This window comes from Lysinibacillus sp. FSL K6-4013 (assembly GCF_038630435.1).
GTDB lineage: Bacteria > Bacillota > Bacilli > Bacillales_A > Planococcaceae > Lysinibacillus > Lysinibacillus boronitolerans.
In genome coordinates, this window is record NZ_CP152031.1 from 4571297 (window position 1) to 4594486 (window position 23190).

27 protein-coding genes and 2 other annotated features are annotated in these 23190 nt (G+C 38.4%); of the genes, 2 read left to right on the forward strand and 25 right to left on the reverse strand.

Going from position 1 to position 23190, the window contains the following annotated elements; all coding sequences use genetic code 11:
* Positions 1 to 19: 19 nt before the first annotated feature.
* From MHB39_RS22740 to MHB39_RS22855, 24 genes are all read right to left on the reverse strand, one after another.
* A complete protein-coding gene (locus MHB39_RS22740) occupies positions 20 to 622 on the reverse strand; it encodes a class I SAM-dependent methyltransferase (protein WP_342545454.1) in 603 nt (200 codons plus the stop codon).
* A 76-nt stretch (positions 623 to 698) separates the two neighbouring features.
* The gene (rplL, locus tag MHB39_RS22745; protein ID WP_004233598.1) at positions 699 to 1058 is read right to left on the reverse strand and encodes a 50S ribosomal protein L7/L12; all 360 of its coding nucleotides are present in this window, start codon (positions 1056 to 1058) and stop codon (positions 699 to 701) included.
* Between the two features lie 73 nt (positions 1059 to 1131).
* Entirely contained in the window at positions 1132 to 1632 is a 501-nt protein-coding gene (gene rplJ / locus MHB39_RS22750) for a 50S ribosomal protein L10 (RefSeq protein ID WP_004233596.1), read from the reverse strand.
* 32 nt (positions 1633 to 1664) lie between these two features.
* Positions 1665 to 1810: a sequence feature (ribosomal protein L10 leader region), on the reverse strand.
* Positions 1811 to 1863: 53 nt separating this feature from the next.
* Positions 1864 to 2562, reverse strand: coding sequence for a 50S ribosomal protein L1 (gene rplA, locus MHB39_RS22755; RefSeq protein ID WP_004233594.1), 699 nt, complete (start codon positions 2560 to 2562; stop codon positions 1864 to 1866).
* 116 nt (positions 2563 to 2678) lie between these two features.
* Positions 2679 to 3104 carry a 50S ribosomal protein L11 gene (rplK, locus tag MHB39_RS22760; protein ID WP_004233593.1) on the reverse strand — a complete coding sequence of 142 codons (426 nt, stop codon included), beginning with the start codon at positions 3102 to 3104 and terminating at the stop codon, positions 2679 to 2681.
* 229 nt (positions 3105 to 3333) lie between these two features.
* Positions 3334 to 3867, reverse strand: coding sequence for a transcription termination/antitermination protein NusG (gene nusG / locus MHB39_RS22765; RefSeq protein ID WP_004233590.1), 534 nt, complete (start codon positions 3865 to 3867; stop codon positions 3334 to 3336).
* A gap of 354 nt (positions 3868 to 4221) precedes the next feature.
* Complete coding sequence (secE, locus tag MHB39_RS22770; RefSeq protein WP_004233589.1) at positions 4222 to 4407, reverse strand: preprotein translocase subunit SecE; 186 nt, start codon at positions 4405 to 4407, stop codon at positions 4222 to 4224.
* A gap of 48 nt (positions 4408 to 4455) precedes the next feature.
* On the reverse strand, positions 4456 to 4602 hold the full coding sequence (rpmG, locus tag MHB39_RS22775; protein ID WP_004233588.1) for a 50S ribosomal protein L33: 147 nt from the start codon (positions 4600 to 4602) through the stop codon (positions 4456 to 4458).
* 77 nt (positions 4603 to 4679) lie between these two features.
* Positions 4680 to 5327 carry an RNA polymerase sporulation sigma factor SigH gene (sigH, locus tag MHB39_RS22780; RefSeq protein ID WP_004233587.1) on the reverse strand — a complete coding sequence of 216 codons (648 nt, stop codon included), beginning with the start codon at positions 5325 to 5327 and terminating at the stop codon, positions 4680 to 4682.
* 68 nt (positions 5328 to 5395) lie between these two features.
* Positions 5396 to 5908 carry an NYN domain-containing protein gene (locus MHB39_RS22785; RefSeq protein ID WP_016992137.1) on the reverse strand — a complete coding sequence of 171 codons (513 nt, stop codon included), beginning with the start codon at positions 5906 to 5908 and terminating at the stop codon, positions 5396 to 5398.
* A 2-nt stretch (positions 5909 to 5910) separates the two neighbouring features.
* Positions 5911 to 6663 carry a 23S rRNA (guanosine(2251)-2'-O)-methyltransferase RlmB gene (rlmB, locus tag MHB39_RS22790; RefSeq protein WP_342545455.1) on the reverse strand — a complete coding sequence of 251 codons (753 nt, stop codon included), beginning with the start codon at positions 6661 to 6663 and terminating at the stop codon, positions 5911 to 5913.
* Complete coding sequence (locus MHB39_RS22795) at positions 6663 to 7082, reverse strand: Mini-ribonuclease 3 (RefSeq protein ID WP_016992139.1); 420 nt, start codon at positions 7080 to 7082, stop codon at positions 6663 to 6665. The genes rlmB and MHB39_RS22795 overlap by 1 nt, the downstream gene beginning before the upstream one ends.
* 5 nt (positions 7083 to 7087) lie before the next feature.
* Positions 7088 to 8488: a cysteine--tRNA ligase gene (cysS, locus tag MHB39_RS22800; protein ID WP_342545456.1), complete on the reverse strand. Its 1401-nt coding sequence runs from the start codon at positions 8486 to 8488 to the stop codon at positions 7088 to 7090.
* Between the two features lie 60 nt (positions 8489 to 8548).
* Positions 8549 to 8767: a binding site (T-box leader), on the reverse strand.
* A 50-nt stretch (positions 8768 to 8817) separates the two neighbouring features.
* Entirely contained in the window at positions 8818 to 10278 is a 1461-nt protein-coding gene (gene gltX / locus MHB39_RS22805) for a glutamate--tRNA ligase (RefSeq protein ID WP_016992141.1), read from the reverse strand.
* A 90-nt stretch (positions 10279 to 10368) separates the two neighbouring features.
* Positions 10369 to 10845 carry a 2-C-methyl-D-erythritol 2,4-cyclodiphosphate synthase gene (ispF, locus tag MHB39_RS22810; RefSeq protein WP_004233581.1) on the reverse strand — a complete coding sequence of 159 codons (477 nt, stop codon included), beginning with the start codon at positions 10843 to 10845 and terminating at the stop codon, positions 10369 to 10371.
* Between the two features lie 141 nt (positions 10846 to 10986).
* Entirely contained in the window at positions 10987 to 11928 is a 942-nt protein-coding gene (epsC, locus tag MHB39_RS22815) for a serine O-acetyltransferase EpsC (RefSeq protein ID WP_004233580.1), read from the reverse strand.
* A gap of 303 nt (positions 11929 to 12231) precedes the next feature.
* Positions 12232 to 12927, reverse strand: a complete 696-nt coding sequence (gene ispD, locus MHB39_RS22820; protein ID WP_036077773.1) for a 2-C-methyl-D-erythritol 4-phosphate cytidylyltransferase — start codon at positions 12925 to 12927, stop codon at positions 12232 to 12234.
* 11 nt (positions 12928 to 12938) lie between these two features.
* Positions 12939 to 14024 carry a PIN/TRAM domain-containing protein gene (locus MHB39_RS22825; RefSeq protein ID WP_312124192.1) on the reverse strand — a complete coding sequence of 362 codons (1086 nt, stop codon included), beginning with the start codon at positions 14022 to 14024 and terminating at the stop codon, positions 12939 to 12941.
* A gap of 284 nt (positions 14025 to 14308) precedes the next feature.
* On the reverse strand, positions 14309 to 15685 hold the full coding sequence (radA, locus tag MHB39_RS22830) for a DNA repair protein RadA (RefSeq protein WP_342545458.1): 1377 nt from the start codon (positions 15683 to 15685) through the stop codon (positions 14309 to 14311).
* Between the two features lie 91 nt (positions 15686 to 15776).
* Complete coding sequence (locus MHB39_RS22835) at positions 15777 to 18221, reverse strand: ATP-dependent Clp protease ATP-binding subunit (protein ID WP_016992144.1); 2445 nt, start codon at positions 18219 to 18221, stop codon at positions 15777 to 15779.
* Entirely contained in the window at positions 18211 to 19320 is a 1110-nt protein-coding gene (locus tag MHB39_RS22840) for a protein arginine kinase (RefSeq protein WP_036077777.1), read from the reverse strand. Before MHB39_RS22840 ends, MHB39_RS22835 begins: the two co-directional genes overlap by 11 nt.
* Positions 19317 to 19859: a UvrB/UvrC motif-containing protein gene (locus MHB39_RS22845; RefSeq protein WP_016992146.1), complete on the reverse strand. Its 543-nt coding sequence runs from the start codon at positions 19857 to 19859 to the stop codon at positions 19317 to 19319. Before MHB39_RS22845 ends, MHB39_RS22840 begins: the two co-directional genes overlap by 4 nt.
* A 13-nt stretch (positions 19860 to 19872) precedes the next feature.
* Positions 19873 to 20343 (reverse strand): CtsR family transcriptional regulator, encoded by a 471-nt coding sequence (locus MHB39_RS22850; protein WP_004233573.1) that lies wholly within the window; start codon positions 20341 to 20343, stop codon positions 19873 to 19875.
* 266 nt (positions 20344 to 20609) lie between these two features.
* Positions 20610 to 20915, reverse strand: a complete 306-nt coding sequence (locus MHB39_RS22855) for a DUF4870 domain-containing protein (protein WP_016992147.1) — start codon at positions 20913 to 20915, stop codon at positions 20610 to 20612.
* A gap of 124 nt (positions 20916 to 21039) precedes the next feature.
* Here MHB39_RS22855 and MHB39_RS22860 point away from each other — a divergent pair, with 124 nt between their 5' ends.
* Positions 21040 to 21723, forward strand: coding sequence for a class I SAM-dependent methyltransferase (locus MHB39_RS22860; protein ID WP_342545459.1), 684 nt, complete (start codon positions 21040 to 21042; stop codon positions 21721 to 21723).
* Between the two features lie 33 nt (positions 21724 to 21756).
* Positions 21757 to 22719 (forward strand): magnesium/cobalt transporter CorA, encoded by a 963-nt coding sequence (gene corA, locus MHB39_RS22865; protein WP_016992149.1) that lies wholly within the window; start codon positions 21757 to 21759, stop codon positions 22717 to 22719.
* A gap of 46 nt (positions 22720 to 22765) precedes the next feature.
* On the opposite strand, the gene MHB39_RS22870 is transcribed toward corA, so the two are convergent.
* A complete protein-coding gene (locus MHB39_RS22870; protein WP_036077781.1) occupies positions 22766 to 22975 on the reverse strand; it encodes a hypothetical protein in 210 nt (69 codons plus the stop codon).
* Positions 22976 to 23190 lie beyond the last annotated feature (215 nt).

The following is a 23190-nucleotide window of genomic DNA, read 5'->3' on the forward strand; positions in this document are numbered from 1 at the left end:
TAAATTATACATATTTCATTTATTTTTTTGCGCGTACTATCCAGTACCCTTTTTTCTTTTCTACTACATCGACTTCTGAAAACTTTTCTTCTAAGTAACTTACTGTCGATGGCGCTCCTTGTTTCTTCTGAATGACTACCCAGAGTTCACCCGAAGACACTAGCCGATCGTAAGCTCCATCGTAAAAGCGGAAAATCGTTTCCTTCCCCGCACGAATTGGTGGATTCGTTAAGATAGCTGCTGCATCTACATCTTTATCAACCATCGATAGGCCGTCACTCACAAATATTCGCACATTTTGAACACCGTTCACTTGCGCATTTTTTTGCGAAAGCGCAACTGCACGTTCATTAATATCCATCATAAAAACGGTACGGTCTGGATTAGTTTTGGCAATTGATAACCCTATCGGACCATATCCACAACCTACATCAAAAATCGCACCATCAATATCAGGCATTTGAAAAGCGTCTATTAAAACACGGGATCCAAAATCTACTTCGCTTTTACTAAATACACCTGCATCCGTTTCAAATGAAAACGTATACCCTAGTAACTTGAATGTCCAGTGACGTGGTTTACTTTCAGTTTGAGGCTTACTTGTATAATAGTGATCTGACATTTTCACGCCTCCTCAGAATGAAGAAAAAAGCTCGCCAAAATGACGAGCTTTCCTTTTGTTAAAAAGTAACGCGAGATTACTTAACTTCTACAGATGCGCCAACTTCTTCAAGTTTAGCTTTGATTTCTTCAGCTTCATCTTTAGAAACGCCTTCTTTAAGAGCTTTAGGAGCGTTATCTACTACTTCTTTAGCTTCTTTAAGACCTAAACCAGTGATTTCACGAACCACTTTGATTACTTTGATTTTTTCTGCACCAGCAGATGCTAATACTACGTCAAATTCAGTTTTTTCTTCAGCTGCAGCAGCACCACCAGCAACTACTGCTACTGGAGCAGCAGCTGTTACACCGAATTCTTCTTCGATAGCTTTTACTAAATCGTTTAATTCAAGAACTGTCATAGCTTTGATAGCTTCTAAGATTTGCTCTTTATTCATTATAATTTCCTCCTAATTGGATAATGTTTTATTTTTTTGCGATCAGGCCGCAGAAGTTTCAGTGCGTACTAAATTACGCGCCTTGTTCTTCTTTTTGTTCTGCAACAGCTTTTGTTGCAAGTGCGAAGTTACGCACTGGAGCTTGAAGTACAGATAAAAGCATAGAAAGTAGACCTTCGCGTGATGGAAGTTCTGCAAGTGCTTTAACATCTTCAACAGAAGAGATAGTACCTTCAATAATACCAGCTTTAATTTCTAAAGCCTCGTTTTTCTTAGCGAACTCGTTGATGATTTTAGCAGGCGCTACAACATCTTCATTTGAGAACGCAATTGCGTTAGGACCAACTAATACGTCGTTGATTCCTTCAAGGCCAGCAGCTTCAGCAGCACGACGAGTTAAAGTGTTTTTGTAAACTTTGAACTCAACGCCAGCTTCACGAAGTTGTTTACGAAGCTCTGTTACTTGTGCAACATTAAGACCACGGTAATCCACAACTACTACAGAAGCAGCGCCTTGGAATTTTTCAGTAATCTCTTGAACTTGTACTTGTTTGTTTTCGATTGCTTTGCTCATGATGACACCTCCTATTAGAATGGGTCATTTATACCGACAAAAGAAAAGCCTCCGAGTCAAATAGACACAGAGGCTGAAAGTCATCATCTTTAAATAAGAATCTGAATTCCGATGTCCTCGGTAGGAACATTAAGTGACAAGTCACTCCTACTGTCTACGGTACAAATGGATAATTCACAACAGCAACTATAGTATCACGTATAGCTGCTATCGTCAATACATATATATAAATTATTTTACTACTACGTTAGAAGCGTCAATTTTAACCGCTGGACCCATTGTAGTTGTAACATTTACAGATTTCATGTAAGTACCTTTAGCTGCAGCAGGTTTTGCTTTTTGAACTACATCAAAAACAGCTAAGAAGTTTTCTACTAATTTTTCTGCTGAGAAAGAAACTTTACCGATAGGAGCGTGGATAATACCAGCTTTATCAGCACGGTATTCTACTTTACCAGCTTTGATTTCTTCAATTGCTTTTGTTACATCAAAAGTAACTGTACCAGTTTTAGGGTTTGGCATTAAACCTTTAGGTCCTAATACACGACCAAGTTTACCAACTTCGCCCATCATGTCAGGAGTTGCTACGATTACATCGAAGTCAAACCAACCTTGTTGGATTTTTTGGATGTATTCTGCATCGCCTACATAGTCAGCACCAGCTGCTTCAGCTTCTTTAAGTTTTTCACCTTTTGCAAATACTAATACGCGTTGAGTTTTACCAGTACCGTTTGGTAGCACTACTGCACCACGGATTTGTTGGTCGTTTTTACGAGTATCAATACCTAAGCGGAAAGCAACTTCTACAGTAGCGTCGAAGTTTACTGTGCTAGTTTTTTGAGCAAGTTCGATTGCTTCTTGTGCAGTGTATAGTGCGTTACGATCAATTAATTTCGCTGCATCTTGCAGTTTTTTACCTTTTTTAGCCATTATATATTTCCTCCTTGATTGTGGTTATAGCGGATTTTACCTCCCACGAATAAAGGTTGCGTGTTCACAAAGAAACTTCGCAACCTTCCAAAAAACAAAACATCAAGTAAATGGGATTAGTCTTCGATAACAATACCCATGCTTCGTGCAGTACCTTCAACCATTAACATAGCAGCTTCTACTGAAGCAGCGTTAAGGTCTGGCATTTTAGTTTCAGCGATTTCGCGAACTTTATCACGTTTAACCGTTGCCACTTTTTTACGGTTTGGTTCACCAGATCCAGATTGGATACCAGCTGCTACTTTAAGTAGAACTGCTGCAGGTGGAGTTTTTGTAATGAAAGTGAAAGAACGATCCTCGAATACTGAAATTTCAACTGGAATAATAAGACCAGCTTGATCAGCAGTACGCGCATTGAATTCTTTACAGAATCCCATGATGTTCACACCCGCTTGACCTAATGCAGGACCAACCGGTGGAGCTGGGTTAGCTTTACCAGCAGGGATTTGAAGTTTTACGACTTTAATAACTTTTTTAGCCACGAGACACACCTCCTTAAGTCCGTGATGTGGTAATTGGGTTGCCCCTCCCACTCAATATCTGTCTGTCAGCTAAGTGCCGATAACATTAAAATTATCATTACAGACGTCAAACAAAAGTATGACAGTCTGACCTATGAAATGATACCACTTTTAATTTTTTTAAGCAAGTAGTAATTAACAAAATCTGCGAAACATCTACCAATTAGCATGTAATATTCTATTGGTAGAACTATAATTTTTGAACTTGTTCGAAATCTAGCTCCATAATTGTTTCGCGACCAAACATATCAACCGTCACTTTAATTTTACCTTTTTCCGTGTCAATTTCTTCAACACGCCCTTGGAAATGAGCAAACGGCCCTTCTAATACTTCTACTGCTTCACCAACAGTAATGTCCACTTCTACAACTTTATCAGTCATACCCATTTGTTGCAGTAAACGATCTGCTTCTTCTGGTAATAACGGTGTTGGTTTTGCTCCTCCACCTGATGAACCGATAAAGCCTGTAACACCAGGCGTATTTCGAACTACATACCAAGAGTCATCTGTCATGATTAACTCTACTAACACATAACCAGGGAAAACTTTACGCATCATTGTACGTTTTTTTCCATCTTTCATTTCTGTTTCTTCATGCTCAGGAACAATCACACGGAAGATTTTATCTTGCATTCCCATTGTTTCTACACGTTTCTCTAGGTTTGCTTTTACACGGTTTTCATACCCTGAATACGTATGAACAACATACCAATTTTTCTCCATAACTACTAGGACTCCTCGTCCGTCCCTCCCTTACAAATAAAAGTGAAAATGAATCGCGATACGCTCAATGCATTTTTACTCTTTTCACAAACATCTCATTAGAAAAATATAGCTTTCGCTAATTGCTTGCGAAAGCTCGATGATATATACCGAAACTAGCATAGTCATCTATCGCTACTATCATACTCTCCTAGTAGTATTTATCATAATGAGGAGATTTTACTGCTTTGCGCTTCACTTCACCCATCTCATCAATCCAATTAGATGGAGTTTTCTGCTGAATGAAGATAAAACAAACGAAAAAACCCGTTATTGCAATGGACGGGCTATTTCAAAAATATGCTATTTACTAAATTATAAATCTAAGTACCAGCGGAATAATGATGAAATACCTAAGTCAACTAACACAAAAAATAAAGCCATAATGACAACAGTTGAAATTACAACGACTGTATATTTCGTCAGTTCTTTACTTTTCGGCCAGCTTGTTTTGCGCATTTCTGACATTACATCGCTGAAAAAGCTTTTGATCTTGCCCATTCTAGCTTAACCTCCGAATCAATCAAATCTGTCTATTTACATATCATTTTATAGCGTTTGTTTATGCATTGTATGTTCATTGCAATGCGAGCAAAATTTCTTTAATTCGAGACGTACAGTTGAACCTTCTTTAGCTGGGAACGTGTAATTTCTCGAACCACATTTCTCACAATTTAGCACGACTTTTTTTGCCATATAATCACCTTTTTCGGCACTTTGTCTTTTTAAGACTAACACCTATATTTGTCAATGTCAATAAAGGCCTATATGGACTAAGACATTTCCTCAAGGACTAAATGACGTTCTAATTTGCGCTTTACCCGCTGCAATGCATTATCGATAGATTTGACATGACGATTTAATTTAGCGGAAATTTCATGATAAGATTGACCGTCTAGATATAAGGCTAAAACTTGAAGCTCTAACTCACTTAAAATCTCACTCATCTTTTCTTCTAAATATCCAAACTCTTCTCTATGAATCATCAATTCTTCTGGATCATCCATAATAGCACCCGTTAGTACATCCATAAGCGTTCGGTCTGACTCTTCGTCGAATATAGGCTTGTCCAAAGAGATATAGGAATTTAGAGGTATATGCTTTTGCCTAGTTGCTGTTTTAATAGCCGTAATAATCTGTCTTGTTATACATAACTCTGCAAAAGCCCTGAATGATGCAAGCTTATCTCCTTTAAAATCACGAATAGCTTTATATAAGCCTATCATGCCCTCCTGTACAATGTCTTCCTTATCTGCTCCGATTAAGAAATAGGATCTTGCCTTCGCCCTTACTAACAAACGGTATTTCGTAATTAAATAATCCAACGCATCTGTATTACCTTGATGCACCATTTCAATAAGCTCTTCATCATTGAATCGTTCAAAATCTTGTGTCACTTGTACAATGCTATTTTTAAACATGGTATCACCTCAGCCACAACAGATAATTAGAAACAGTATAACGGAATTGGAAAATATGCGTCAATCAATCATTTCAACCCACGTCGCCATTTTTCAAAGGCGAGCGCAACATCTGGCTTTAATTCTATACGAGAAGGCGGCTTACTTTCTTGCTTCCGCTTCACATCGTGGGTAATTTTATGTTGGATAATACCTGTATCAATTTCTAGCTCTCTAGCCGATTTCCTTAGGGCGCCATTCCCAAATATAACACTTTGCTCTGCCATATCAGAAGTTGCTACATGAATTTGTACATTTCTAGCCTTTAATTCGTGTGTCATTTTTTCAATGCGTTCATCTGCTGTTTCATTTTTTCGTGTATAAATGACTTCTACATCATTTTCTATATAAGATTGCTCTACTCCTGGTACAAGATGTGCGTCAAAAACAATAATTACGCGCCAACCCATTGCTGCTTTATATTCAGCCATGAGTTCTATCAACCTTCTTCGTGCATCCTCAAAATTCGTATCACGCAATGGCCGCAGCTCTTTCCAAGATCCAATCATATTATAGCCATCAACAAGCAAAATGTTTTTCATTGTTATTCAATCGCTTCTTGACGTTTACGATACACTTCGTACATTAATAAAGCTGCTGCTACTGATGCGTTCAGTGATGTGACATGACCAACCATCGGTAAGTGATATAAAAAATCGCATTTTTCTTTTAATAAACGCCCCATCCCTTTACCCTCACTGCCAATAATGATGGCTAATGGTAATGTTGCATCCATTTTTCGATAATCTACAGATCCCTTTGCATCTGTACCTGCAATCCATATACCGCGTTCTTTTAATTCATCTATTGTTTGAGCAAGATTGTTTACACGTACAACTGGAACGTGTTCAATCGCTCCTGTAGATGCCTTTGCCACCACTGCTGTTAAACTCACTGATCGGCGCTTAGGGATAATAATACCATGTGCTCCTATAGCATCAGCCGTTCTCATAATAGACCCTAAATTATGAGGATCCTCTAACTCATCTAAGATTAAGAAAAAAGGATCTTCCTGTTTATGAGCTGCAGCTGCAAATAAATCCTCAAGTTCAGCATACTTATAAGCGGCAACAGAAGCAACGATTCCTTGATGATTGGCGCTTGATAATTGATCAACTTTCTTTTTTGGAACAAATTGAACTATGACACCACGTTCACGGGCTAAATCTAGCAGTTCATTGACACCAGATTTCTTTACACCTTCTGCAATCCATACTTTATTCATATCGCGGCCTGAACGAAGTGCTTCTAACACTGGGTTTTTACCGGCAATAATTTCACCATTCTGTTCTGCCATTATTTAGACACTCCTTTTGATTCCTCGATTATTTGAATAGCATATGCAATGATTTCGTAGACGCGTTCTAGTTCATTCAATAAATATAAACTACCAAGCACCGCCTCAAAGCCTGAGCTATTACGATAGGTTTGGACATCCGTATTTTTTGGTACAGAGCCGGATTTGGCATTGCGTCCACGGCGGAACACTGCCAATTCCTCCTCTGTTAAATAATTTTCATCCATCATGCGATGAACGATCATAGATTGTGCTTTTGCTGAAACGTAGCGAGTTGCCTCTCGATGCAGTGTGTTTGGTTTAACACGACCAGAGCGTAGCAAATATTCTCGGACCTTTTGTTCCAATACAGCATCACCCATATAGGCTAACGCCAGCGCATTTAATTGTTTAACATCTTCATTGCGAAGTTTATCCAACTTAATTACCCTCGTTTCCATCTAGTTCCTTGTCGTGTATCTTCTAAAATGATACCTTGGGCTTGCAAATGGTCACGGATCTCATCAGAACGAGCAAAATCACGATTTTTACGTGCCTCGACGCGCTCTTGTAGTAATGCTTCAATTTCTTCGTCTAATAGTTCTTCTTCTTTTGCAAATTCTATACCTAAGACGTCACCTAGTACTTCAAAGGTTTCAATAAAGGTTTCTAATACCTTCTTGCAAGTATTGGTTTCATTTAAGTAAATATTAGCAATGCGAGCTATTTCAAATAACACAGAAATAGCGTTGGCTGTATTAAAATCATCATCCATTGCCTCTTCAAAATGCGCTTTTTGTTCCGCAATTTTGTTCAGCCATTCTTCAGAATGATCACCTAAGCTTACTGTAGTAGTAAGGCGATGCTTCACATTGTTGTAAGCTGTACGAATACGCTCTAAACCTGATGAAGCAGCTTCTACTAGGTCCTTCGCAAAGTTAATTGGATGACGATAGTGGACAGATAACATGAAGAAACGTAGTATCTGCGGGTCAATTTGTTTACGGATATCATTCACAAGAATGAAATTCCCAAGTGATTTGGACATCTTTTCATTATCAATATTAATATACCCGTTATGCATCCAATAACGCGCAAATGTTTTATCATTGTGTGCCTCTGATTGAGCAATTTCATTTTCGTGGTGAGGGAAAGTTAAATCCTGCCCACCAGCATGAATATCAATAGTATCTCCTAAATGTTCACGAGCCATTACAGAACACTCAATATGCCACCCTGGACGGCCATCTCCCCATGGGCTTTCCCAGAAAATCTCACCTGGCTTAGCTGCTTTCCATAAAGCGAAATCTAGCGCATCATCTTTTTTCTCGCCTGCTTCAATACGAGCACCGATTTTTAAATCATCAACGGATTGGTGTGATAATTTACCGTAGCCATCAAATTTACGAGTACGGTAATACACATCTCCAGCAGACTCATAAGCGTAGCCCTTTTCCATTAACACTTGAATAAATTGAATGATATCGTCCATATGCTCTGTCACACGTGGATGAACATCTGCTTTTTTGCATCCTAGTGCCATAACATCCTCAAAATAAGCTGCAATAAAGCGCTCTGTTAATTCATGCACTTCTTCACCTAGCTCATTTGCCGCTTTTATAATTTTATCGTCTACATCCGTAAAATTGGAAACAAACTTTACATCATAGCCTTTATACTGAAAATAACGACGTACTGTATCATAAACAATTACAGGACGTGAATTCCCAATATGGATATAGTTATAAACTGTAGGACCGCAGACATACATTTTTACCTTGCCTTCTTCTAGCGGTACAAAGGTTTCCTTTTGTCGTGTTAATGAGTTAAAAATTTGAATACCCATTGTATTTCACTCTCCTTTTCTATTGAATAAAAAAGCGCCCCTATCACTCCTAAAAGGAATGACAGAGACGCTCGATTTGCGTGGTTCCACTCTGATTGAAGACAAAAAGCCTTCCACTTTGGACATCCATTAACGGGGATGACTCGATAAAGCCTACTATCGTTCAGCTTTATGCTCAAAGGTGCATTTCAGTTTTGCCTAGGCTCAGACCACTTTCAGCCGGTGATGGTCCTCTCTTAAGAGCATGCGCCACTTACTTCTCCTTATCAACGCTTTTTCAATGTAAATACATTTTACAACGAAAGAATGAATTGTCAATAAATTTATCTTTATTGTGCAAATTTTTCTACACGGTCAATTGCTTTCTCTTTACCAATTAAACAAATGGCGTTCGGCAACTCTGGTCCATGTGTTTCACCTGTTGTCACAACACGGATTGGCATAAACAGATTTTTACCTTTATGACCAGTTGTCTTTTGTACAGCTTTAATCGCAGCTTTTACCGCATCTGGTGTAAACTCTTCTAGCTCTTCCAATTGTGCTTTAAATGCTGCCATTACTTCAGGTACTTGCTCTCCTGCTAAAACCTCTTTTGCTTCTTCATCATATTCAATATGGTCGTTAAAGAATAGGCTAGATAATTCGACAATTTCTGCGCCAAAACTCATTTGGTCATGATAAAGTGCGATTAAATCCGTCGCCCAAGCACGTTGCTCCGCAGTAAGCTCTTCAGGTAACAAGCCTGCTTTTTGTAGGTGAGGTAAAGATAATGCTACAACTTCTTCTAAAGACAGTTTTTTAATATATTGATTATTCATCCATGTTAGCTTTTGCTTATCAAACATAGATGGTGATTTTGAAAGACGTTTTTCATCAAAAATTTTGATAAATTCTTCTTTTGAGAAAATCTCTTCCTCTCCCTCTGGAGACCAACCAAGTAGTGCAAAGAAGTTAAACATTGCTTCAGGAAGATAACCTAAATCTTTATATTGCGTAACAAATTGAATAATCGATTCATCACGCTTAGATAGTTTTTTACGGTTTTCATTAATAATTAATGTCATATGACCAAAGCGAGGATATTCCCAACCAAATGCATCAAAAATCATCATTTGCTTTGGTGTATTCGATAAATGCTCCTCACCACGGAATACGTGAGAAATTTCCATAAAGTGATCGTCTAAAACAACTGCATAGTTATATGTTGGAATACCATTTGCTTTTACAAGTACCCAATCACCAATATCTTTAGACTCAAATGTAACTTGTCCACGAACTAAATCTTCAAATTCGTATGTTACATTTTCAGGTACACGCATACGGATTGTGTATGGCTCACCTGCAGCTTCTTTAGCAGCGACTTCATCTGCTGATAAGTGGCGACATGTACCATCATAAGTAGGCGCAGCTACACCTCTTGCTTTTTGTTCTTCTCGAGAAGCTTCAAGCTTTTCAGAAGAACAGAAACACTTGTAGGCTACACCTTGCTCTAATAGTTTTTCAGCATGCTCTTTATAAATATCAAGACGTTCCATTTGACGATAAGGCGCATAAGGTCCACCAATATCAATGGACTCATCATATTCAATACCTAACCATTTTAGGTTATCTAGCTGAGATGCTTCTCCGCCCTCTACATTACGTTCAATATCCGTATCTTCAATACGTACAATGAATTTACCGTTATGATGTTTTGCATATAAATAATTGAATAATGCTGTACGCGCTCCACCGATATGTAAATAACCTGTTGGAGATGGCGCGTAACGAACGCGAACTTCTTTCGTCATAATTAAAAGCCTCCTAAATTTTCGATCAAAAATTGACTTTGTTCATTTTACCACTCTGTTACAGGAAATAAAAGCGGGGTTCATCCACATTTATTTCTTAATCAAAAGAATTGTTGCCATTGCCGCAATACCTTCCTCACGACCTGTAAAACCTAATCGTTCAGTTGTCGTTGCTTTAACATTTACCTGTGAAGGCTCTGCGTGTAATAATTCAGCGATACGCTGTTGCATCTGTCCAATATAGGGTGCCATTTTAGGGCGCTGTGCCATAATGGTACAATCCACATTACCTAGAGAATAGCCCTTATCCTCAACAATTTTCCAAATGTACTCTAATAATTTTGCAGAATCCGCGTCCTTAAATGCAGGGTCTGTATCTGGAAAATGACGGCCAATATCCCCTTCTCCAATTGCTCCTAGAGCTGCATCTGTGACAGTGTGTAAAAGAACATCCGCATCTGAATGTCCTACTAGTCCTTTTTCATGCGGAATGGTAATGCCACCAATAATTAATGGACGACCTTCTTCAAATGCATGTACGTCAAAACCTTGTCCAATTCGAAACATATTCATCTTCCTTTAATTAATATTTATCATTATCATATCAAAATTTGCCATAGGTTGTTTGAAAAGCGCCTTAATAATTATCCTCCTATAGCAGTAATGGGCAGTTTAGAAAGCTACACTCTCTAGACTGCCCTACATTCATTAAATATGATACTCTATATTTTTCATTTGACTGTTGCTAATATTCGGAGATGGCTGTGAATTATAGACACGTGAATAAGGAGGAACAGAGTGTGTTAGCCAAATATTACTTCCTAAAACGGAATCGTGCCCAATCGTCGTCTCGCCCCCTAAAATAGTGGCACCAGCATAAATGACAACATTGTCAGCAATATTCGGATGACGTTTAATGCCTTTAATTGGATTACCATTTTCATCTAACGGGAAGCTTAGTGCACCTAATGTTACACCTTGATAAATTTTTACATTCTTTCCGATAGTACAAGTTTCACCAATAACGACACCTGTTCCGTGGTCAATAAAGAATGATTCTCCTATTGTAGCCCCTGGATGAATATCGATACCCGTTAATCGGTGCGCATATTCTGACATAATTCGAGGCACAATTTGTACGCCCATTTCGTATAACTCATGTGCAATGCGGTGAATATAAACAGCCACAATAGATGGATAGCTTAGTAAAATTTCTTCTGTGGAGAGAGCTGCTGGGTCACCATTATATGCCGCTTGAATATCTGTTTGTAGCACTTGGCGAATGGCAGGAAATCGATTAATCAAATTCATAACAATTTTGTCTGCTTGTTCACGGCAATACTTCTCGCAATTGGCAGGGTCACTGTCCTCCATATTATAAAATAATACTTTTTCGATAATATCCCGCAAATCTAATGCCGTTTCACGCAGCTTATTACTGCAAACTACGTTCACCCTTGTTTCATCAATCGGTCTTGTCATATAAATGCCAGGAAACAGCACCTCATGGAAATTATCTATTATTTTTATAACCCGATCCCGTCCATCAAAGCCTATTGAGTTGTCAACGTCGATGTACTGTTTATTTATACTAGTTAATGAACCTGTAATTTCTGGAACCTTTTGATTTAACCAATCATTTAATGACACAATAAACACCCCTCACATCTTTTCATCTATTCTATTACCTTATTAATCATATATCCACTATTTCATTTTACACGTAAAACGATCATACACGGATAAAACCACTTTATGTGAGCTTATTCTAACTTTTTATCCTTTTCCTAGCCTTCGTTTCTCATTCGGCTATAAGGATGTCATTATCATACATATATAATGGACATAATTCGCAACCAAGAGGTATTCCTGCACCATGGACTTTTACCCAACCAAAACAAATAAAAAAGACTATCCATCCTCAACAAACTACGAATGAATAGCCTATATTTCTTAATGATTGAATGATCCACGCTTACGCAAGATTGCCTCACCAAATACTAAGTCTTCTTGTGTTGTCATTTTTACATTTTCATAACTACTTTCTACGATGTGTACCTGATGTCCGAGACGCTCCATTAGCATCGCCTCATCTGTCCCAAGAAAACCTACTTTTTCAGCTACGTCCTCTGCTTCCATAATTAATTCAAAACGGAATGCTTGTGGAGTTTGCACCATCCAAAGGCTTTCTCGATCAACCGTTTCCTCTATAATGCCATTCATTGATACTTTTTTCATCGTATCTTTCGCACGAACCCCTGCAATTGCTGCACCGTGATTATGGGCGTTCTGTACAAGCTTTGCAATAATATCATGCGTAATAAACGGGCGTGCTGCGTCATGAACAAGCACAATATCTACCTGTTGCATCTCTTTCATACACGAATGAACCGAATGCTGTCGCTCAGCACCTCCATCAGGTAAGCCCTTCACTTTGGTAATCTGATAGTCCTCTAGCATTTTTTGAATATATGCACGTTCTTCTGGTTTAACGGCCAGCCAAATACCTGTGCAAGAGGGATCTTGTTGAAACACTTCTAGCGTGTGTACCAGAATAGGCTTCTCCAAAAGCTTTAAAAATAATTTATTTTGCCCTGCACCCATACGCTTCCCACTTCCAGCAGCAGGTAGAACCACTTCATATTGCATTTTCCCACATCCTAATCGTCCTTCGGCTTAGCAAAGATCATACGACCTGCCGATGTTTGCAGCACACTAGTAACTGTAACTGTAATTGCCTGTCCAATATAACTACGACCACCTTCAACTACAATCATCGTTCCATCATCTAAATAGGCAACTCCTTGGTTATGCTCTTTACCATCCTTTATAACCACAACCTGCATGTCCTCACCTGGTATGACCACAGGCTTCACTGCATTCGCTAAATCATTAATATTTAATACTTTTACATGATGGAGTTCACAGACTTTATTCAGGTTAAAATCATTCGTAACAATTTGTGTGTCGTTACCCATTTTTTTTGCAAGACGTACAAGCTTTAAATCTACCTCTTGTACATCTTCAAAATCCTCGTCCGTAATTTCAACTTTTGTCTTACGTTCATCTTGTAGTTTTTTTAATATATCTAAACCACGCCGACCTCTTGTGCGCTTTAAGGTGTCGGAAGAATCAGCTATATGCTGAAGCTCTGTGAGCACAAATTGAGGTACAACTAAGATACCCTCAATGAAGCCTGTTTCAGAAATATCAGCAATACGACCATCGATAATCACACTTGTATCTAGCAGTTTGTAGCTTCCACGAACCTCTTGAACTTCAGCACCTTCACTAGCTTTTTTCTTCGTATTGCCACTTCGTAATGTAAAAAGCTGTATGAGCTCATCTCTTTTTCTAAAACCTAGACGGAAACCTAAATACCCTAATACAAATGACAGGATAATAGGGAGTACTTCCGTAATAACAGGGAATTTTACACTATCAATGGCAAAGCCTAAAAAGTAAGCGACAATCAACCCAATTATTAAACCAAACGTACCAAATAATAAATCTCCGATAGGAACCTTAAACAGAACTTCTTCCATCCAGCTAATGAGCCTTACAAAGTAATCGGAAAATGCAAAAGATAGTGTAAACAGTAAAAGTGCGCCTAGAGCTACTGATACATAAGGATTATCTAGCCAAGGATTAGATGATAAATGAAGCAATTCGTATAATGGCGGTAAGAAAACAAGGCCCAATGCTCCTCCAATCAGTAAAAACGCAATTTGAACAAATTTTTTCACAAGCTGTCACCTCCTAATTGTTAGTTAAGATTATACATAGTTTACGGCAGAAAATCTTTCATGAGCTCAATCAAATTCTCATTATTTTTGATGTTGTGAAACAAGGATAAGTTAGTTAGACATAATTTTACAAATTTCTATTTTTGCATGTAATAGATGACAATCCTTTATTCCTACATCAGCTATTATTTAGGACGATGATTCCTTTATTTGAGTTTCCGATATTAGCATTAAAAATGAAGGAAAATGCATGTCAGCATAATGTCCAACATGCACAATCTCCTTTATAGCTCTCTAAAGCATGCATTTAAAGCATCCTTTATCGTTTCTACACCAACAATTTCAATTCCCTGTGGAAATTCCCAACCACCGATATTCGAAGCTGGAATGAAAGCTCTTTTGAATCCAAGCTTCGCCGCTTCAATGACTCGCTGTTCTATACGTGACACTCGACGGACCTCACCTGTCAGTCCTACCTCACCAATAAAGCAATCCGTTGCACGCACTGCCTGATCCTTAAAACTAGATACAATGCTTGTCAACACTGCTAAATCTATAGCTGGCTCATCCAGCTTGACACCACCAGCAACTTTAATATATGCATCCTGAGCTTGTAGCATGAGACCCATACGCTTTTCTAGTACAGCCATTAGCAATTGTACTCGGTTTTGATCGACACCTGTGGCCATACGTTTAGGATAGTTAAAGCTTGTAGGTGTAACTAAGGATTGAATTTCAACAAGGATAGGCCTTGTCCCCTCCATTGATGCAACAATAGTTGACCCCGCCGCACCTTGTGAACGCTCCTGTAAAAATAACTCAGAAGGGTTTAGAACTTCCTTTAACCCACCCTGAAGCATTTCAAATATGGCAATTTCATTTGTAGAACCAAAGCGATTTTTTTGGCTTCGTAAAATACGATGATTATGATGTCTTTCCCCTTCAAAATACAGTACAGTATCAACCATGTGTTCTAAAATACGTGGCCCAGCTATTTGCCCCTCTTTTGTTACATGCCCTACTAGAAAAATAGCAATACCTTTAGTTTTAGCGATTCGCATAAGCTCAGCTGTACATTCACGAACCTGTGATACACTACCTGGGGCGCTTGTTACTTCTGGATGAAAGACCGTTTGTATAGAATCCACAATGACAAATTTAGGTTGGACTTCATCAATGGTTTGATTTAAAAACTCTAGGTTTGTTTCGGAATATATGTAAAGCTCTTGAGAAATCACTCCTAAACGCTCTGCTCGTAATTTCGTTTGACGAATGGATTCCTCTCCAGAAATATAAAGTACGCGATGCCCTTTATTTGAGAGTAATGCGGAAACCTGTAATAGTAATGTTGATTTCCCTATTCCGGGATCGCCCCCAATTAATACTAGAGAACCAGGTACAATGCCGCCGCCTAATACACGATTGAGCTCGCCCATTTCTGTTACTACACGCGATTCCTCAGTTGCTTCCACCTGGATAATCGGGATTGCCTTTTGGGTAACTGTAGCAGAATGTTGAAATGCTCCACGTGGACCTTTAGCAACCATCTCCACTTCTTCGACCATTTTATTCCATTCACCACACCCTGGACATCTTCCCATCCATTTAGCAGATTCATAGCCACAGCCTGAACATACAAATTTCGTTTTTTTCTTTGCCAAAATGCTTTCACCTCGAATATTTGTTCTTATCCTTAATTGTACAGAAAAAAAGACAGCTTGGCACTTAAAGCCTTACTGTCTTTCCTTGAAATTATTTAGAGATGGATACTCCCTCTTTTTTCTTTACAACAAACTCATCGTTTACATAATCAATGACAACCTGATTACCCTTTTCTACATTACCTTTTAGTAATTCTTCCGATAATCGATCCTCTACTTGTTTTTGTAATGCACGACGTAGTGGACGAGCACCATATTGAGGGTCATAGCCTTCTTCAGCAATTTTTTCAAGTGCCGCATCTGTTAGCTCTAACGAAATGTCTTGCTCTTTCAAGCGTTTTGTTAAAGCATTGCCCATCATCGCAATGATTTCTTTTAAGTGCTCTTTTTCTAATGCGTGGAAGACAATCATTTCATCGATACGGTTTAAGAATTCTGGACGGAATGCTTTTTTCAATTCTTCTAACATCGTACCCTTCATGTCTTTATGCTTAGACTCTGCACCACCTACATTGAAACCAAGGCTCTTTTGGTATTTTAATGCATCCGCACCAACGTTTGAAGTCATAATGACCACTGTATTGCGGAAGTCTACTACACGTCCCTTAGAGTCTGTTAAACGACCATCTTCAAGCACTTGCAATAGAATATTGAATACATCAGGATGTGCCTTTTCAATTTCATCTAATAAAACGACTGAATATGGCTTACGGCGAACTTTCTCTGTCAGTTGGCCACCATCATCGAAGCCTACATAGCCTGGAGGTGAACCTACTAAACGAGAAGTCGAATGTTTCTCCATATACTCGGACATATCAACACGAATCATCGCATCCTCATCGCCAAACATTACTTCAGCCAGTGCTCTTGCAAGCTCTGTTTTACCAACACCTGTAGGTCCTAAGAAGATAAATGAACCAATTGGTCGTTTTGGATCTTTTAAGCCTGCTCTTGCACGACGTATTGCACGAGAAATCGCTTCTACCGCTTCACCTTGCCCTACTACACGTTTGTGTAATTCTTCTTCAAGCTGTAGTAACTTCGAAGATTCTTCGGAAGCAATTTTAGCAACTGGGATTCCTGTCCACATTGATACAACTGCTGCTACATCATCCACAGTCACCTTAGATTCGGCTTTACCTTGCTCTTCTTTCCAATTTTTTCGAGTGGCTTCAATTTCATCCTTCAGCTTTTGCTCCGTATCTCTTAGCGCTGCTGCCTTTTCAAATTCTTGACCGGATACGGCTGCATTTTTTTCAGAACGAACATTTTCAAGCTTATCCTCGAGCGCCTTTAAGTTTGGTGGCACTGCGAATGAGCGTAAGCGTACTTTAGAACCTGCTTCATCGATTAAGTCAATCGCTTTATCTGGTAAGAAGCGGTCAGAAATATATCTATCACTCATTTTTGCGGCTGCTTCAATCGCTTCATCTGTAATTTTTACACGGTGATGCGCTTCATAACGATCACGTAAGCCTTGAATAATTAGAATAGCCTCTTCCACTGTCGGCTCATCCACTTGGATTGGTTGGAAACGGCGCTCTAAAGCAGCATCCTTTTCAATGTACTTACGGTACTCATCAAGTGTTGTGGCACCAATACATTGCAGCTCACCACGTGCTAAAGATGGTTTTAAGATATTTGATGCATCAATCGCACCTTCAGCACCACCCGCACCGATTAATGTATGCAATTCGTCAATAAATAAAATGATGTTGCCTGCTTGGCGAATTTCATCCATCACTTTTTTCAAACGATCTTCAAATTCTCCACGATATTTTGTACCTGCAACAACTGTCCCCATATCTAGTGTCATTACACGTTTGTCTCGAAGGATTTCTGGCACTTCGTTATTAATAATTTGCTGTGCCAATCCTTCAGCAATCGCTGTTTTACCAACACCTGGCTCACCAATCAATACAGGGTTATTTTTCGTACGACGCGATAAAACTTCAATAACTCGTGTAATTTCCTTGCTTCGGCCAATAACAGGGTCTAATGTACCTTCACGTGCAATTTGTGTTAAATCACGTGCTAGACTATCTAATGTTGGTGTATTGGCAGCTTGAGCTGCTTGTTGGCCAGATTGGGCATTATCATTATTACCTAATAGCAATAATACTTGCTGGCGAGCCTTATTTAAACCAACTCCCGCATTGTTTAAAACGCGAGCTGCCACGCCCTCACCTTCACGTATAAGCGCCAGTAATAAATGCTCTGTGCCAATATAGGAGTGACCTAATTTACGTGACTCATCAACAGATAATTCAATTACTTTCTTAGCTCTTGGCGTATAATGAACGATTGGACCGACATCTTCTTTGCCCTTACCAACTAATTCTTCAATGCCAGCTTCAATCATTTGAGGACTAATATCAATGGCTTCTAACGCTTTCGCAGCAATACCGCCGCCTTCACGTATAAGCCCTAATAGAATATGCTCTGTACCGATAGATTCGTGCTTCCAACGAATAGCCTCTTCCTGAGCAAGCTGTAATACTTTTTGCGCGCGTTGTGTAAAACGATTAAACATCATATAAATCCTCTCCTTTTTCCCCATTTATAGGCTTATTCGCATGTTCTTGAGATAATGTCTCACGAAGCATCTCCGCTCGAACACGATCCCTCTCAGCAGGTGGTAATGCCTCACCTGCATAGTGCTGTAAAAAACCTGGTTGCATACTAACAACACATTCATTTAAGGTCGTTGCTTGTATACCATCAATCAATTGTAAATCTACTCCTAAACGAACATTAGATAGGCAAGTCGCGGCTTCCTCACTTGTTAAAATTCTCGCATGTGTAAGGGTGCCTAAAGCCCGATATACTCGATCTTCTAGCGCAAGCTCTGCCTTTTCCATTAATTTACCTCTTGCATGTCGTTCTTTTTGAATAATCTTTTCAGCGACACTTTGTATGTCTGCTAAAATATCTTCCTCTGTCTTTCCAAGTGTAATTTGGTTAGACACTTGATAAACATTCCCTAAATTTTCGCTTCCTTCACCATATATACCTCTTACAGTCATTCCTAAGCGTGTCATGGCATTTATAATTTGATTCATTTGCCCTGTTAATGTAAGAGCGGGTAAATGCATCATGACTGACGCTCGTAGACCCGTACCAATATTCGTTGGACAACTTGTTAAATAACCAAAAGTATCTCGAAAAGCATACGGTAATACTTTCTCTAGGATACGATCAATCTTATTTGCTTGTTCATAGGCACTTTGAAGTTGAAAACTTGCTGTCATACATTGAATGCGTAAATGATCCTCTTCATTCACCATAATGCTCACGGATTCATCTTCAGAAAGTAGTATAGAGCCCACTTGCTCTTTTTTAGCCAGTTGTGGGCTAATCAAATGCTTTTCTACAAGAATTTGACGCTGTAAAGGCGATAAATCCTTTATAGCAAAATAAGCATAATCATTTTGAAGCATTGGGCTATCGCTTACAGCATGTGTAACAGCCTGTTCTACCTGCAGTGCCTCATTCTCTGAAAACGCTAATGGAAAACGATACCCATCTAAATTTCGTGCGAGGCGTATCCGTGTACTAATGACGATATCTGAGTAATCATCTTTGATATGCATCCAAGTTGGTGTCGCACGCTCTAAAAATGATTCAATCATCATGACACATCACCACCTTCAAATTGTAGATGCTTCTCTAGCTCTTTGACTTCATCACGTAGCTTCGCCGCTTCTTCAAACTGTTCTTCATCTACGGCGGATTTCATACGCTTGCGGATATCTTCTATTTGCTTTTTAATAACATACACATTACTGCGAGCACCAGGCATTTTACCAATGTGTTGTGGACCTGCCTGAATGCGATTAAATAGCTTTGGCAAATGATCACCAAATGTGTCATAACAGCTTGGGCACCCGAATTTTCCTTCTTTTAAAAATTGCTTATACGAAAATCCACATTGTGGGCATGTTTGCTGTTGTGGTTGTACCTGTTGTTTTTCCCCCACCTTTTGCCATGTAGGAGAGCCAAACCAGTTAGACAATAACTGTTGAATAGATACTGGCTCTTGTTTAAACTCTGCATGAAATGGATGGAATTGTGAGGCGCAGACGTCACAATAATGATGCTCTACTTTTTGCCCACTTTGAACTTGTGTTACTGTAACTGTCGCATTACGTTGTTTACAATGTTCGCATATCATTTCCATCACCTCACTATTTTTGTTGTTCATATTTAATTGTTGTCAGCATTGCTCGCAATATTTTTGATCGAATGACATCTCTTAATGGGAGATGCAGGTCGATCGTGGAGCGATCAATTGCTGCTAACATTAATTTCGCTTCTCGCTTGGAAATTACCTGCTCATCAATGAGTCGATAAACCAAATCTTCCGCCATCGTTTGAGATGCTCCACCTTCAATTTGCCGGAGAACATCGTCGATTAAATCAATCTGTGAATTCGCGCGGACACGTAAAATTCGAATGTATCCACCACCACCACGTTTGCTCTCAACAAGGTAACCCCGCTCGGCAGTAAATCTTGTATTAATGACATAATTTATTTGTGATGGTACACATTGAAATTTATCAGCGATTTCACTACGTTTAATTTCAATATGCCCTTCTCCACCTAATTCAAGTACTTGCTTTAAGTAACCCTCTATGATGTCTGATATATTACGCATTTTAGGAATACACCTCGCTTGCTTCACTGACTTTGACTATCTTTGACTTTCTTTGAGTATATTATACAAAACGCCTGAAAAAAATTGCAATGATTTCGCCCATAGAAAAGTGGAAAGTCTTGAAAATGCCCTTTAAGGCAACAAAAAGAGCACTTTTTTAATTATTTGTGTACGGTTAATAATTTCCTCATACATTTAATGTACCCTTATTAGTCATAGAAAAAACGCAAGCATATGCAACTAGCATATACTTGCGTCTATGAAAATTATACCCAGCGACCAACAATTGGATAGCGCCAAGGTTCATCAGACAATGCTTTTACGATACCAATAATCGGTACCACAAATAGCATAATGCCGAAAATGATTAAAAATGGTAAGCCAATAAGGACAAAGCTTAAAACAACAGAGATAGCAATTAAAACACCCATGACAATTTGGAATAGCAATGCTTGAATAGAAATTGCCTTTACTTCCTCATCAGAACTAATTAAAAAGAAAATAATGGGCACTAACCATGGCGCAAAAAATGCACTTGCGTGTATGATTACTTTAGACCATTTAGTCTCCATATATATCAACCCTTTCTTTGAACTTTATCTATGTTTTATGTACTACTATTTACGGAACTATACCCGCAATAGTTTCACATTTAAAAGGATTTTTTAAAATTTTTTTGAAAGGCTGTGAGGAGAGTTGGAATTTAACAACACATTAGCAAATGAATATGAAAAGGGTATTCGCCGTACATTGCCTAGTTATGATGCCATGCTACGTTTAATACAAACTTTTTATCACTCTAGACTACCAGAAAATGCTAACATGTTAATCGTGGGAGCAGGGAGCGGCAATGAAATTATACAGCTGGCAGAAGGAAGGCCACATTGGTCATTCACTGGCATTGATCCATCAGCATCCATGCTTAGCATAGCTAAAGAGCGTTTACTCGCTCTACCAAATAATATGTCATTCCATCAGGCTACAATACTAGATGCTTCGCTGCCCTTCTCACAGTATGATGCAGCAAGCTGTGTTCTCGTCTTGCATTTTATTCAGGACTATAAAGAAAAGCTAGACACGATAAAAGAAATAGCAAAACATTTAAAACCTGGAGCACCATTTGTCCTTGTTTCAAAATATGGTCAGCTAGGCTCTTTAGAAACAGAACTACAATTTGATTTATGGCGTTCCTATTGGCAACAGCATACTAGACTTTCTTTGTCTGAATTAGCAGAGATGGAAAAATCCATTCGTTCTCTTTCTTTTATGAGTGAAGAGGAAATTGTAACACTTTTACAAAGGGCAGGCTTTACTAAACCTTCTAGATTTTTTGCCACTACTTTGTTCGGTGGATGGGTATGCTTTAAAGAGGAGCACTAACTATTTTGTAGTAAATAATTTGAGGTGAAAACCGTGATAAGCACCATTGGCATTACAAAACAACAACATCTGTTAAAAGATTTTCCCTTAGAGGAGATACATCAGCAAGAATTTGAATGGTATTGGGTTGATTTTAATTGTCCTACAGCCGAGGAAGAATCATTGTTGGATACATTTTTTCATTTTCACCCTCTTGCTATTGAAGATTGCTTAATGAGATTACAGCGTCCGAAGCTAGACTTTTATGATGATTTTCATTTCTTTGTCATTCATCGAGTGAATGAAGAGACGTTAGCTGCGGAGGAGGTTAATATATTTGCCTCCAATAAATTTATCGTAACCTTCCATAAAAATCCTGTCCCTGAAATAGATAAGGTGCAGAAGATGCTGGAAAACCAACCGAAGAATTGGGAGCGCGGTACTGTATACTTAACGTATCAAACCATTGATAAAATCGTTGATAGTTATTTTCCACTCGTTTACAAAATTGAAGATCATCTAAATGCTTTAGAAGGTGAACTTACATACCAAAGCAATGTAAATGCCATGAAAATTGTCTTCGAGTTCCGTAGTGACTTACTTGATTTAAGACGTACTATTTTACCAATGCGTGATCTTTTATATCGCGTTCTTAATTCTTACCGTTTCTCATTAAAGAAATCAGAAAGAGCTTATTTTGGAGATATCTACGACCATCTACTTAAGCTAACAGAGATGGTTGAATCCAATCGAGAGCTTACCGCGGATATGCGAGATAGTTATATGGCTATGAGTTCGAGTCGCATGAATGGCATTATGATGACTCTAACAATTGTCTCAACAATCTTTATCCCACTTACCTTCATTGCTGGTGTATATGGAATGAATTTCGATAATATGCCGGAGCTTCATGGACAATATAGCTATTTTATTGTACTTGGAATTATGATAATTATCGTTATCTTTATGCTGGCCATCTTTAAACATAAGGGATGGTTTAAACTATTTAAACCATAAAAAAAGACTGCTCGTTTTGTTGTGAAACGAGCAGTTTTTTAATTAATTAATACGGTCCTCTATCATCAATTTTATTATCGCCCTGCTGTGGAAATAAAAAATAGGCTAATACCCCTGATCCTAAAGCTGCACATATTGTAATTAATAATTGCTCAACATCTGGTACCTCAGCATAATAGTTTCGTAGCATATAAACAGAACCAATTGCAACAATCACCATGACAGGAATAACAAATTTAAAGCGTTTTTTCTCCATACTATCCCTCCTCCCATTCTTTTTTTCGTACGATTTTTATATTGCTAAACAGTTCGTATTTTACAGGTTTCCTATTTTAAATTCAAATTTACATCGCTTCACCATTTGGACTAACAATAAAGTAAAAAAATAAAGAAATAACCAATTTTTTAACCAAATATTCAGCAAATAATAGTAAAATAGATTTAAGCCCATTTATTTATTAAATTTACAAA